The 12,617-nt window shown below is 53.8% G+C and carries 12 protein-coding genes; 5 read left to right on the top strand and 7 right to left on the bottom strand.

Translation table 11 applies throughout. The annotated features are described in order from the left end of the window. Nucleotide 1 precedes the first annotated feature (1 nt). A complete protein-coding gene (locus ACOQPU_RS14745; protein ID WP_420640593.1) occupies nt 2–775 on the bottom strand; it encodes an exodeoxyribonuclease III in 774 nt (257 codons plus the stop codon). Nucleotides 776–916: 141 nt separating this feature from the next. Then, nucleotides 917–1,531, bottom strand: a complete 615-nt coding sequence (locus ACOQPU_RS14740) for a DUF1990 family protein (protein WP_420640592.1) — start codon at nt 1,529–1,531, stop codon at nt 917–919. A 225-nt stretch (nt 1,532–1,756) separates the two neighbouring features. Here ACOQPU_RS14740 and ACOQPU_RS14735 point away from each other — a divergent pair, with 225 nt between their 5' ends. Together ACOQPU_RS14735 and ACOQPU_RS14730 are read left to right on the top strand one after the other, a co-directional pair. Next, nucleotides 1,757–2,659: a hypothetical protein gene (locus ACOQPU_RS14735; RefSeq protein WP_420640591.1), complete on the top strand. Its 903-nt coding sequence runs from the start codon at nt 1,757–1,759 to the stop codon at nt 2,657–2,659. Between the two features lie 125 nt (nt 2,660–2,784). After that, nucleotides 2,785–3,942, top strand: coding sequence for an FHA domain-containing protein (locus ACOQPU_RS14730; protein WP_420640590.1), 1,158 nt, complete (start codon nt 2,785–2,787; stop codon nt 3,940–3,942). 155 nt (nt 3,943–4,097) lie between these two features. Here the strand turns inward: ACOQPU_RS14730 and alr are convergent, their stop codons facing one another. From alr to ACOQPU_RS14715, 3 genes are all read right to left on the bottom strand, one after another. Then, a complete protein-coding gene (gene alr / locus ACOQPU_RS14725; RefSeq protein WP_420640589.1) occupies nt 4,098–5,264 on the bottom strand; it encodes an alanine racemase in 1,167 nt (388 codons plus the stop codon). 100 nt (nt 5,265–5,364) lie between these two features. After that, complete coding sequence (locus ACOQPU_RS14720; RefSeq protein ID WP_420640588.1) at nt 5,365–6,459, bottom strand: hypothetical protein; 1,095 nt, start codon at nt 6,457–6,459, stop codon at nt 5,365–5,367. A gap of 177 nt (nt 6,460–6,636) precedes the next feature. After that, nucleotides 6,637–7,518, bottom strand: coding sequence for a sulfotransferase domain-containing protein (locus ACOQPU_RS14715; RefSeq protein ID WP_420640587.1), 882 nt, complete (start codon nt 7,516–7,518; stop codon nt 6,637–6,639). 348 nt (nt 7,519–7,866) lie between these two features. Between ACOQPU_RS14715 and ACOQPU_RS14710 the strand changes: the two genes are divergently transcribed. From ACOQPU_RS14710 to ACOQPU_RS14700, 3 genes are all read left to right on the top strand, one after another. Continuing rightward, the gene (locus ACOQPU_RS14710; protein WP_420640586.1) at nt 7,867–8,694 is read left to right on the top strand and encodes an ABC transporter permease; all 828 of its coding nucleotides are present in this window, start codon (nt 7,867–7,869) and stop codon (nt 8,692–8,694) included. An 81-nt stretch (nt 8,695–8,775) separates the two neighbouring features. Beyond that, nucleotides 8,776–9,468: a lysophospholipid acyltransferase family protein gene (locus ACOQPU_RS14705; RefSeq protein ID WP_420640585.1), complete on the top strand. Its 693-nt coding sequence runs from the start codon at nt 8,776–8,778 to the stop codon at nt 9,466–9,468. Nucleotides 9,469–9,471: 3 nt separating this feature from the next. Next, complete coding sequence (locus tag ACOQPU_RS14700) at nt 9,472–10,716, top strand: glycosyltransferase family 4 protein (protein WP_420640584.1); 1,245 nt, start codon at nt 9,472–9,474, stop codon at nt 10,714–10,716. An 8-nt stretch (nt 10,717–10,724) separates the two neighbouring features. On the opposite strand, the gene ACOQPU_RS14695 is transcribed toward ACOQPU_RS14700, so the two are convergent. After that, nucleotides 10,725–11,300: an AAA family ATPase gene (locus ACOQPU_RS14695; protein WP_420640583.1), complete on the bottom strand. Its 576-nt coding sequence runs from the start codon at nt 11,298–11,300 to the stop codon at nt 10,725–10,727. 83 nt (nt 11,301–11,383) lie between these two features. Continuing rightward, nucleotides 11,384–12,589, bottom strand: coding sequence for a M20 family metallopeptidase (locus ACOQPU_RS14690; RefSeq protein ID WP_420640582.1), 1,206 nt, complete (start codon nt 12,587–12,589; stop codon nt 11,384–11,386). Nucleotides 12,590–12,617: the final 28 nt, after the last annotated feature.

The raw sequence follows: 12,617 nt of genomic DNA, 5'->3' as shown, positions 1-12,617 counted from the left end.
CTCATTTGGCCAGCGTCAAACTCACCGGACAATGATCCGAGCCCATCACGTCTGTATGAATCGCGGCTTCGGCGATGCGTGGGGCTAAATCTGGGCTGGTGAAGAAGTAATCTAAACGCCAGCCCACGTTGCGGCCGCGTGCCCCACCGATGTAGCTCCACCAAGAGTAAGCCCCCGTCTGTTCCGGGTACAAATGCCGAAAGCTGTCTACGTACCCCTGCGCCACGATCTCATCTAGCCAGGCGCACTCTTCCGGCAAAAAGCCAGTCTTTTTGCGATTGGGCTTTGGCCGGGCCAAGTCGATCTCCTTGTGCGCCGTGTTCACATCCCCGCAAAAGATGACCGACTTGCCAGATGCGATTAGCTCGTTGCAAAAATCGAGAAAGGCCGCTTTGTACGCCATCTTAAACGGCAGCCGGCTGTGATCGCGGCTGCCGTTGGGGAAGTAGGCCCCGATGAAGACAAAGTCGTCGTACTCGGCCACGATGGTGCGCCCTTCACGATCATATTCTGTAATGCCCAGGCCAATTTGCACGTTGTTTGGCTCTGTTTTGCTATAGAGAGCGACGCCACTGTACCCTTTTTTCTCGGCCCAGGCCCAGTAAGTATGGTAGCCGTCGGGCTGGCGCAGCTCCGATTCTAGCTGGTCGGGGTGGCATTTGGTTTCTTGTAGGCTGAGGATGTCGGGTTGAGTGGCATGTAGCCAATCCAGAAACCCTTTTTTGTGGGCAGCCCGCAAGCCGTTTACGTTCCATGAGTAGAGTGTGGTTGTCATGCTGCCATTGTACTTGCTTTAGCAGAATCCAGCATTCAGCGAGTCGGTTGGGATGCTTCACTGCGTTCAGAATGACAAGCGACGATTGTCTTGCTGAGTGAAACGAAGCATCCGTTCAAGTTAGAGAAACAGAAGGAGGATTTAGCTGATGACAGTTTGTTTGAAGTGCGTGAGGCCGCGCTGGTGGGCAGCTTTTTGCAGGCGGCGCATGAAGCTGTAGTTGCGGGTGGGTTCCTGGGGGCGAGGGCGGGAGATTGCTTGGATAGTGAGCACCAGCTCATCATCATCACGCCATTCCAGGCAGGCAGACCATTCGCCTTGCTCTACATGGGTGTCTACGGTGACGTAAGTGAAGCCGTAGCGGCGTGGCTCAAGGATGACTTGCGACACTTCGGTCATGGTGACGGCGTCAAGAATGGGTTTGCCAAATAGGGAAAAGAGGTGAATGCGCTGGATAATTCGGTCACCTGCCTGCACCCAGCGGTTCCAAAGGCCAAAGTCGCTGGTGTGGCTCATCACATCGCTGGGGTAAAACTGGTAGCGCATGAGGCGATCCGATGCTTTTTTGAAGAGACGGCCGTCTCCATCCTTTCCCAGCGACAATTCGTAACTATCCATATGCCAACTGTCATCGATCGGTTGGCCGGGGCGGTAGCTGCGGGGTGCATCATGCCAGACATCCAAAAATTTCACGTCGCAACAGCCGTCGTCGAACCAGTTTAGTTTTGCGGTGGTGAGCAGTTTCATCTTGCGCATCTTCCTTAGCAGCAATCGTGGCATGAATTATAGACAACTTGTACAAAAATATCGTCGTGCTTTAGTCCTATTCTAACAATCAGGCGGGGTGGGTTACAAGCACAGAATGGGTTGGCTGGCTGACAAAAGCTGTTACAAACGGCCGTAACCGAGTGAAAGATGAGTGAATTTTTGGAAACGCCCACTTTTATTGGCGTTTGCCGGACTGAATGTTAAGGTTGCAGCATGAATTTTCGTCACACCATGCGCCAACAGCTTGATAAAGCGGTATTGTTCAGCCTCAATCGGCGCGTGCCCGATTCATTAGAATCCAGCGCAGCCGAAGCCCCAACATTGGAAGATGTGTTGGCAAAAACAGAGGTAGATAGACGGCAAACGGCCGTTTACCAACTGACAGCCCCCGGCGAGCATCCCGTTACCCTACAAACCTCAATGGGAGAAATTCATTGCCGCGTCAAAACGCGCCCTGCGGTAGACCCCAACGCACCATTGCTATTGTTCCATCATGGCTTTAACGAATATCCGTACACCAATAGCTGGCAGCGACTGTTTCCCCAAGCCGTGCCGCTGCCCTTTCATACTGTCTGCATCCAGGCACCTTTCCACCATAATTGGCTAGAGCCAGTGCAAAAAGGATTTGTGTCGGTGCAAAGCGTGTACCAGATTTTTGCTGGGTCGCTGCGCCTCATGGAGCTGGTGCAGCAGCAATTTGAGGCAGAAGGGGCCACCTACACGGCGGCAGCCGGTGTAAGTTGGGGCGGCATTACCAGCATGATGTATGAAGGGGTGATGCAGCAAACGCAGGCTGTCATCCCCATGCTGGCTTCCCCCAATTTGGCGCAGGTCATCTGGGACATCTCCGATTTGTTCAACCGCCCGATGCAGCTTACCCAGGCAGAGCTTCGACAGCACCTGGACTTCACAACCTACTACCAGCAATGCGCTCCCAATCGCGTGTTCCCCTTGCTGGGCGAAAGTGATCTCTTTTTTCGGATGGAAAATCATGCAGAGCTGTTTGCCGAACGGCCGTTGGTGACCATTCCTGCTGGGCACATTTCGGCGATGTGGCACACGGCCCCCATGCGTGACCACGTGCTTTCTGTTTTGCATCAGCTCGCCGCTTCCTAAACTGCGTTTTCCTGTCATAAACTTGTCACAATGTTGTTAGCCGTCTGGACGTTTTTGTCCAGACGTTTTGCGTATACTGCCTGTATACGTTCTGGCAGTTTGGTTGTGGGAGCCGGGAGGAAAAAATGTTCCGCATGGTGTATCGCGTAGGTCTGTTCCTGGGGGCAGTTATTATGGCCCTGTTTATTGGGGCCAGAACAATCAATGTGTTCGATCCCTATCGTGTTCTAACAGAAGAATTGATGAGTGAAGTTGCGGCCGAGCCGTTGCGTACGGTGCGATTGTATGATTACAGTTCGCTGGCGGCTCAGCTACGCGGTGTGTTGCTTACTGAACAAGCAGCCAAACTGGATGACAGCCTCGATAATCCCGTTGTTGCCACTGTTCTCGGCTTGGTTTCGCTAAGCTCCAAAGCGGATGCAGTGGTGACAGGTGTGGAAACGGCCGTTGCCCAAATTGCTGCCTTAGATGAGACGTTGGTTGCCGTTCAGGGGGCGGAAGCACTGTCTAGGGATTTGGCCCAGCTCCGGTTTTATGATATGGCGCACGGGGATGTGGCCCTGGCAAATTTGTATGCCCAAAGCACGGCCGTTTCCCACAGCCTAACCGATGTAAGTGAAGGATTGGACCAAACGGCAACGGCCGTTGCTAACGTCACAAACGGATTGGAACTGCCTAAATTGCAACAATCACTCGCCAAGGTTAGCAATGGCGACGGCAACCTCGTCTCTGAAAGTTTGCAATCCTGGATTGGCCTGCCAGACAATTTGTGGGCTGTGCAGCAAAAAATCATGGTGGATGTGGCCTGGCTGGATGATTTTGAGCAGCAGTATGAACGTGCCAAAGTTGTGAACGATCGTTGGCGGTTTGATACGCTGCGCTTGCTGCCGCCCTTTGTGGCTGGAAATTATCAGCCGCTGCTGCTGGGGCTGATTGGCAGCCTGTTGCTGGCACTGGCTGGCTGGGCTGGTAGCCGTGAGCAGCACGCCAGACCGCAGCCCATACCCCGCCAGACAGTCCCCCGACCCGCACAGAGTCTTCCTAGCCTGGCCTTTCAGTGGGCAGACGGCCGTACCGACCGCCAAACCTTGCCCCGTGTAGGCGAACTCACCATTGGCAATATTGTCATCCGGCGGGCGCGGGTGCGCTACTACCTGGAGCGACTGGATAATGCCTTTCCTGCCTTCTTGAATGGGGAATCCATCAGCAGCGCCCGCACCTTAAATGATGGGGATGTGCTGCAAATTGGAGAGCTACAAACTGTTTTTCAGCTTGCCGCGTAGGGTTTGCTTATGAAGCATTTAACTTTGACTCAGGTTTGGTTTAAGTAAGGAGGCTATTCTAATAATCAGAAGTCGCCAAAAGAAGTGTTTCGACCCCGGTTCTCCCTCCTGGCCGGGGTCGAACGCTTTCTGGGGGATGAATAGATTCCATCTGTTCATCCCCTTTTTTCTTTCTCGGTGATGTACAGGCGGGAGACGCGGGTGTTGATGTTGGTGAGAATTTCGTAGGGGATGGTGCCAGCCCACTCTGCCAGCTCCTCGCAAGTGATAGCCACGTTGCTACCTCCACTTTCCCCAAGCAGCACCACCTCATCGTTGTTGTAGGCACTGTCCCACTCAATGTTGACCATGAGCTGGTCCATGCAAATACGGCCGATTACTGGATATCGCTTCCCCCGAATAACCACCTGCGCTCGCCCCGACATGCGCCGGAAATAGCCGTCGCCATACCCGACTGGCACCGTCACAACGCGCACCATATGGTCGCTTTGCCAGGTAGAGCCGTAGCTTACCGGATGGTTAGGCAGCACCACCTTGAAGTAAACCACCCGTGACTTCCAGCTAAGCACCGGGCGCACGGCAATCGTTTTGGCCACATCGTCCGACGGATAGACGCCGTAGAGCAAAATGCCCGCTCGCACCATGTCGAAATGACTGCCGGGCAGCTGCAAGATCGCCCCGGAGTTGGCCATGTGGCGCAGCGGTGGTGGTGGCAGCCCGCGAGATTCATAAAACGAGAGCACCTGGTTGAACCGTTCCAGTTGGGTTTGGGCGGATTGGAGAACGGCCGTATCCGCATTGGCGAAGTGAGAAAAAATCCCCTCCACCAGACAATGCTCGCAGCGCAAAGCCGCCTCTAGCAGCAAATCCGCACTGTAATAATGCACCCCAATCCGCTCCATCCCTGTGTCAATCTTCAGGTGAACTTTCGCCCGCACGCCCATTTCGGCGGCGGCTCTGTCAATTTGGGTCAGCTTTTCAACAGAGGAGGCGGTGAGGGTGAGGTCGTGTTGCAAAAAGAGCGGCACCTGGTTGCCAATGATCCCCCCCAGCACCAAAATCGGCGCGGTGATGCCCGCCTCGCGCAGCAAAATCCCCTCTTCCAAAAAAGCGACGCCCAGGTATGGCGCACCCAGCGACACCACATGCCGAGCTACCTCCACCAGTCCGTGCCCGTACGCATTCGCCTTCAAAATGGGCATCACCGTGGCAGGCGCGACGGCGCGTTCAATTGCCCGGTAATTTTCCGTCAGGCGGGTCAGATTGACTTCAATGTAGGTGGGACGGACAACGCCGTTGCTGCTAATTGTCGGTTCATTCAAAGCCATCCCCCGATTTTACCCAACCCCACAGCTTTGGCGATTTTGGGAGACATACAACAATTATCTGTACGCCGGAATATTGAAAGGGTTCGATTAGTGCCTAGCTTGATGCCAGAAAAATGCCTATAAGGAATGGCAAGACAATCAGCAAAATTGCAATGATAAGAAAGATTCTGGTCCGGGTGTAATCTTTAGTTTCCGTTGCCAACTCATTGTCAAAGGGGAAATCAGACACTTTTTCAGCTAACGGTACAGGAGTTGTTTCAAATGCGTCTATTTCGTCTAGGACTATGTCATCCTGTGTCTTTTTTTGCTGAAACAGTTCATCTCGTTGTGCTGGTTGAATCAAGTTTTGAAGCAAGGTCTTATATTCTAGTTTCCCTTTATTGTTGATTGTGACGCTTTCAACAAGGAGAACTGAATCATTGGCCACACATGAACATTCCAGAATAGAGACATCTGCGCTGGGGGCTACGGCATTTTCTTGTATCATCCCATGAACTTTTGAAAAGTTACCGATTTGTATTGTTTGCAAGAGTAAATCTGTGCTAGCGGCCTTAACATTGCCAATCACAGTTCTTGGGCCGAACCATTCTTGGCATGTTTCACAAAATGGCTCTTTTGCCCCACTGTAACCTACGGACATCGCTATCCCGGCAATAATGCCCAGCTCAACAATCCAGTAGAGCCAGGTAAGGGTTGGCCCAATGTTTATACTTTGCCCACCGAACATCCGGCCAAATGATTCCCCTTCAATTGCAGCCAACTTCAGGTAGCCCCAAATACCTGAACTACCTGTCTCCTCGAACAAAAATTGGTCAATGATGTCATCTGCCATATCAGGATCAACGATAATAAAACCCTGTTCTATTTCTTGCCTAATAATTCCCCTTAACTCATTGCGAAACGCGTTATATTGTGCATAGCGAAAGGAGCCGTAAATTGTTAGTCCAATAAGTAGACCAAATAAGCCGCCAATGATTGGATTTCGCATTTTGCCCCGACGCACGCCAACTGTGCCGATGAGTGCCCCACCAATGATTCCTAATCCTAGCGGGAAAATTATTATCAAATAGATTAGTTTGGATATGGCAAAGGTGAGTAAACCAAGCAGGATGCCTGCAAAGATGGAAATAGCTAACAATATAAAAATGCCTGTGATAGGTGCTTTGTTGCTGGGTTTGTATGCGTGCATGAATTTGCCTCCCCGAACTGGATCAATTGTCTGGAAACGCTAACAGAGGCAATTATAAACGAAATCTTGACGAGCTCTCAACCACGTGCTTTTGGTACAAAAGTAATAGGACTCCGTCATTTTGTATGCTTTTTCATCTTTGTGTTGTAAGGAATGAAACGGCCGTTCTCACCAAACTCACGGCAAAATCAACCCATCACCAAAATCAAGGCGCAAATTAGAGCCAACCATCCGCTCCGTGAAAAGCGTGTCAAACGCTTCATTTTGTTCTGGCGAAAAATGGTTGCGCCAATCCCCTACTACCCCTTTGCGAAAGTGGGATGCTTCCCCTTCTTTGCTGGGCACCCAGCTAAAGTTGGTTTGTGGATTGGTGACCATTGCCTTGAACCTGCTCTTTTCTACCACCGTTTTTACCAGTGCTGGCGCGGCAGCTACATCCAGAAAATCAGCCAACTGCGTCACCACCTGCCCCAAATCGGCCTTCATCGCTTCGTAGGTGGTAAAGAAAATGTTTTCGGCCGTTTGGCTGGCCTGCCACCAATCTAAAACGTGGCTAAAAAAGTTGCCAAACATGAGCTTGCCCGCCATGAATAGCTGCAAATGGTCTGCCCAGCTCCCGTCGTACCCGATTTTGCTGCGGTCGTGGTAGTAGTAGGAAACGGCCGTATCCTTCGGATTCCGGGCCACATACACAAATCGTGCCATTGGATCGCCCAACCCAGGCATGAGCTGAAGCGGCAAATGGCTGGTAAACACGCGGGGCTGCATCATCTGCGCCAAAAATTGATGGAAGCCCTGTGGCCGCGAGGGAATTGCCTCCACCCACGGATTTTGGTCGGTGATGAGCTTTTCGCCCTGCTCGCCGTCGTTTAGCAGTAAATGGATCACTTGCTCCATCCAGGTCGTGCCACATTTGGGAAACGTTACGACAAAGGTGTCTCTTGGCAGCGTTTCAAACTGCGTTGCTAGCGTGTCTAAATTTGCTTGGGGAATAAATGGCGGGAAAATCATCTGCCCACCACGTCCATCGTTTACCAAAACATGCGGATATTCGGTCACGAGATTACCTCCACGGGCTACACAATTCTTTTACCGATGCGCGCAAGTATACACAATGTTGGGTAACGGCCGTTACCTAAATTTATAGCCGAAGGCAATCATTGTTTGGACGGCAGCCTCCTCACCAAAGATAGTGATGAGCTGCTTATTGAAAAGGGTTGAATCGTTTTCATTTTTGCGGACAATTGCAAAGAGAATAAAGCGGGTTGCTGCTGCGGCAAAGCCCCGCTTTTTTGTTGTAAAAGAATCTTAAGCCACAGAGTTCACAGAGAAGAAAGAGAAAACCAAATCTCTAAAACCTCTGTGCTCTCTGTGGCAAAAAACTTCTACAGGAAGCGTGTTTTTTTGATGAGAGCAGGGCAAAAATTAGATTCTTCAGGTTCAGCACGATGGGTCGGGTGGGTGACGGCCGTTCTTTCCATCATCATGTCCCTCTTCCTCATCTTACCGCTGGTGGGGTTGGTGTGGCGGGGGCTTACCTTGCCGGGAACGGCCGCACTCAACCAAAGCAGCCTTGCCAGTGCCGTTTTGCTCAGCCTCTCTACCACCGCCATTAGCGTACTGCTCATCATCTTACTAGGGACGCCGCTGGCGTATGTGCTGGCCCGCTACCCGCTGCGCTTCAAGCGGCTGCTTACCGTCTTCATCGAGCTGCCGATTGTAATGCCTCCGGTGGTGGCTGGACTGGGCCTGCTGGCCGTTTTTGGGCGGCGGGGGCTGCTGGGGCTGCCGCTGGCAGAGTTGGGGATTACGATTACGTTTTCGGGCACGGCCGTTGTGCTGGCCCAGGTTTTTGTCGCTTCCCCTTTTTACATTCGGGCTGCCCAAAGCCGCTTCGCTGCCCTGCCCCGTGAATTTGAAGATGCAGCAGCAGTAGATGGTGCCAGTCGCTGGCAGACGTTTCGCCACATCATGCTGCCACTCAGCCGAAACGGGCTGCTGGCCGGGCTTATTTTGAGCTGGGCGCGGGCATTGGGGGAGTTTGGCGCGACCATTTTGTTTGCTGGGAATCTGCAGGGCACCACCCAAACAATGCCGCTACTGGTCTACGCTTCACTAGAACGCGACCTGCGCATTACCTTCATCACTGCCCTCATCCTGCTGGGGCTGGCGGTCGTTGCTTTTGGCATTACCCGCTGGCTCACCGGGCTAGATTCGCATGAAATCTGGGGGTGATGTCTTGGACTGTACAGTTTGCAAAGCTCAGTCTGAGTTTTGCAATAAGCACGCTGCCGCTTTTACCTATATAATTTTGCCATGAAGTTTCTCAAAATTCTCCGATTCGTATGTCGCTTCATTTTGCGGATTATTGCCAGAATTGAACTATCTGAAATGGAGCGCATCCCGGCATCGGGAGCTTGCCTGGCCGTTAGCAATCATCTGGGCCGACTGGATGCTATGCTGGCGATGATCTTGTCGGAACGAGATGACATCATCATGATGGTGGCCGAGAAATACCAGGCTTATTGGATTTGGCGCTGGACGGCGCGGCAGTTGGATGCACTCTGGCTGGATCGGCACAATGCCGATTTCCGTACCTTGCGCGAGGTACAAAAGCGGCTAAAAGCGGGCGGTATGGCGGCCGTTGCCCCTGAGGGCACCCGCAGTGCCACCGGGCAAATGCAGCCGGGCAAGCCAGGGGCGGCCTATCTGGCTGCCAAAACGGGCGTCCCCATTATTCCAGTAGCCGTCACTGGTACAGAAGATAAGGTGGTGTACGGCCGTCTCAAAAAATTCCGGCGTCTCGACATCACCATTCGCGTCGGTGAACCATTTACCGTGCCGCCGCTACCCCGCAAAAATAAAGATGAATTTTTGCAGAAAAGCACCGACGAAATAATGTGCCGCATCGCCGCCCTGCTGCCACCGGAGTATCGGGGCGTTTATGCGGCGCATCCGCGGTTGCAAGAACTGCTATCAGATCAGCTAGAAAAGGAGATTGGAGATTAGAGATTGGAGATTGCGAGCCTTCTAAATCTCCAATCTCCAATCTCCCCAAAAATGCGTATTGCGATGGTTGGGCCGTTTGGCCTGCACCCCAACAAGACGATGGCAAGCCGGGCCATGGGGCTGGCACGGTCGTTTGCCCAGCAAGGCCATGCCGTCAAAATCTTCATGCCTCCCTGGCAAACCCCCGAGGAAGCCGACAAAAGCTGGCAGGAAGATGGCGTCGAGATGCGCTACGTGCCACTGGTTGGTGGGATTTTGGGCATTACGCGGCGAATGGTGCGCGAGATTTTGGCTTGGCAGCCGGATGTGGTGCATTGCTTCAAGCCAAAGGCATATAGTGGCCTGGTGGCGTGGTGGCTATGGCAGTTTCATCGTTCAAAATTGCGCCTCATCATGGACACCGACGATTGGGAAGGCTGGGGCGGCTGGAATGAATTGGCACCTTACACGCCGCTGCAAAAACGCTTTTTTGCCTGGCAAGAGCAATGGGGAATGTGCCACTGCCACGCCCTCACCGTCGCCAGCCGCGCCTTGCAAACGCTGGCCTGGGGGATGGGTGTGCCGCCGGAGCGGGTGGTGTATGTGCCGAATGGGTCGGGGATTAGTAATGTCGCTGCGCGACCGCTTCGCGTACAGTTATCAGTAATCGGTGAACAGTATTCAGTCAGCAGCAGGCCGACGGTGTTGGTGTACAGTCGGCTGTTTGAGTTTGAGACGGGACGGCTGGTTGAGATTTTACGGGGGGTGAAGACGGCCGTTCCGCAATTACGTATTCTCATGGTGGGGGCGGGGCTGTACGAGGCAGACGCGGCCAACTTCCGGCAGCAGGCGGAGGCGGCGGGCATTTGGGAGGCCATTGAGGATGTGGGCTGGGTGGAACTTGAGCAGCTACCTGCTTTGCTTGCCCAAGCCCACGTTGGCATCTACCTGATGGAAGATACGCTGCTCAACCGCACCAAATGCCCAGTGAAGTTAGCAGATATGCTGGCGGTGGGCGTCCCCGTTGTGGCCGAGGCGGTGGGGCAGGTGGGGCAATATGTGGTGAACGGCCGTACCGGTTCCACCTTCCCCACTGGCGACATTGAGGGCATCGCGAATGAACTTATTCACATCTTGCAAAACCCAGAGCACCAGGCACAGCTCGCCGCCGGAGCCAAAGCCCACATCGCCGAAAATTTCAGTTGGGAAAAGTTAGCCGATCGCTTGTGGCTCGCTTATAAAAATCAATCGATAGATTCCGCGGATTGAAATGATCTTTAATCCCAAGCACCTTCATTTAGCAGTTTAGTAATGTATTCGCGGTAGGTTGTGTCCCGATTGGGCAGTTCGGGGGCAACTTTAGCTCCCTCAGCCCAGAAATGGGCTTTGCCGCGCCCCATCTTTTGGCCGTCGCCCGTGTGCATGTCCAGGGCGTAGTCGGGGATGGTGGGGCGCAGCGTGCCTGCGGCCACGCCATGAATCATCCAGTTGATCATCTCGTCGCTGGAGCGATCTTTTTGAGCCGCGCACAAATAGCGCACGGCGTGGATGGCAAACAGCTTGCGCTCGGCCACGCTGCGGTCAAAGCGAGCCAGCATCTGCACCAGGGCGTTGATCAGCACCGGGGCTTGCGGGTCGCCTAAGCCAATATCTTCCACGGAAATGATCATCAGTCGCTGCCACAAATAATCTTCCAGGGCGGGGCTGGTGAGCACCATTTCGTAGGCCAGCAGGGCGGCGTTTTCGGAATTGCCGCGCCGGATTTCTTTTTGCAGGGCAGAGATAACGTGATCGGCGGGGAAGCCGTTGAAGGTGGTGACATCTTGCCAGGGGTCGCGGGGTAAATTGCTCATTGTTTTCTCCTGAGATTTAGCCACAGATTTCGCAGATTAACACAGATTTTTAGTCGATTGGTGAAATCTGTGTCATCTGTGGATTATATGATTTTTAGATAATCCTTGATGATGTTGGCGTAGATGACGGCCGTTTCCATCAAACTATCCGCTGCCACCCATTCATCCGGCGCGTGGGCGTTACCACCCGTGGGGCCAAAGCCAGGCAGGGTGGGAATGCCAGCCCGAATGAGCATGTAACCCTCGTTGGCCGGGCCTGCGCCGCGAATGGGCCAGGTTCTGCCCGTAATTGTCTCGGCATGCCGCTGAGCAATTTGGGCCAGCGGGTGCTCGGCGGGGATAGTGGCGGCAGGCAAGCGGTTTTTCACCTGGATGGCCACGTGCAGGCCGGGGCGTTGGGCACATTCTGCGTCGATGATGGTTTGAATAGCGGCCAGCACCGCTTCTGGTGCTTGGCCTGGCATGAGGCGGCAATCGAGAACGGCCGTTGCATTCGCTGGCACCATACTCTCAAACTCGCCGCCATTGAACAGCGTGCCGGGGGTGATGGTAAAACCAAGATGGTCAAAGGCGGGATGTGATTCATAAGGTAGCGAAAGTTGCTCTAGCTGGAGCAAAATGGCGGCTAGCCCGGTAACGGCGTTGACGCCGCCTTCGCCTCGGCTCCATTCATCGCTGCCAGAATGAACGGCCGTTCCCTGAGCTTCTAACACCAACCGCAGCAACCCGCGATGCCCTACGCAAACGATGTCGCTAGCGTAGGTGTAGATTGCACCCTGCACGGGCAAATGCCCTTCATCCAGCAGGTAGCGCACGCCTAGCTCACTGCTGGCCCCGGATTCCTCATCGGAGACGCCAGCCAGGATGAGCGAGACTTCATTTGGGTCAAGCTGGCCTTGGTCGCGCAGCAGCGCGAGGGTGTAGAGGCCGATGGCCAGCCCTGCTTTGTTGTCTGCCGTGCCGCGCCCGTAGAGACGGCCGTCTCGCAATACTGGCTTAAACGGAGGCGAAGTCCACTGGTTAACATCCCCGGCGGCAACAGTATCCAGATGGCCGATCAGGGCAAAGCCACGCGCTCCGCTGCCCCACCGCACCAGCGCATTGGGACGCAGCGGTTCTTTGGCAATGAGCTGGGCAGGCAAACCCAGCTGGATGGCTTCAACCACGATGCGTTCGGCCACGGCTTTTTCACTGTGACGGCCGTTCACCGACTTTAGCCGCACCAAATCCTGCAAAAACGTTAGCAGTGGCTCTTCGTGTTTCCCAACCAATTTCCGCAAATCGTTCATCAGATTTTTTTGCCACGGATTACGCGGA

The sequence above is a fragment of the Candidatus Leptofilum sp. genome, from assembly GCF_965223285.1.
GTDB lineage: Bacteria > Chloroflexota > Anaerolineae > Promineifilales > Promineifilaceae > Leptofilum.
Note: the sequence above shows the minus strand (reverse complement) of the source record. Positions and strands in the feature narration are given on the sequence as shown.

Coding starts and splice junctions, on each gene's coding strand:
- ACOQPU_RS14745 (WP_420640593.1), bottom strand. CDS start 775: ATGACAACCACACTCTACTCATGGAACGTAAACGGCTTGCGGGCTGCC.
- ACOQPU_RS14690 (WP_420640582.1), bottom strand. CDS start 12,589: ATGAACGATTTGCGGAAATTGGTTGGGAAACACGAAGAGCCACTGCTA.
- ACOQPU_RS14695 (WP_420640583.1), bottom strand. CDS start 11,300: ATGAGCAATTTACCCCGCGACCCCTGGCAAGATGTCACCACCTTCAAC.
- ACOQPU_RS14705 (WP_420640585.1), top strand. CDS start 8,776: ATGAAGTTTCTCAAAATTCTCCGATTCGTATGTCGCTTCATTTTGCGG.
- ACOQPU_RS14720 (WP_420640588.1), bottom strand. CDS start 6,459: ATGCACGCATACAAACCCAGCAACAAAGCACCTATCACAGGCATTTTT.
- ACOQPU_RS14730 (WP_420640590.1), top strand. CDS start 2,785: ATGTTCCGCATGGTGTATCGCGTAGGTCTGTTCCTGGGGGCAGTTATT.
- ACOQPU_RS14740 (WP_420640592.1), bottom strand. CDS start 1,531: ATGCGCAAGATGAAACTGCTCACCACCGCAAAACTAAACTGGTTCGAC.
- ACOQPU_RS14710 (WP_420640586.1), top strand. CDS start 7,867: ATGAGAGCAGGGCAAAAATTAGATTCTTCAGGTTCAGCACGATGGGTC.
- ACOQPU_RS14735 (WP_420640591.1), top strand. CDS start 1,757: ATGAATTTTCGTCACACCATGCGCCAACAGCTTGATAAAGCGGTATTG.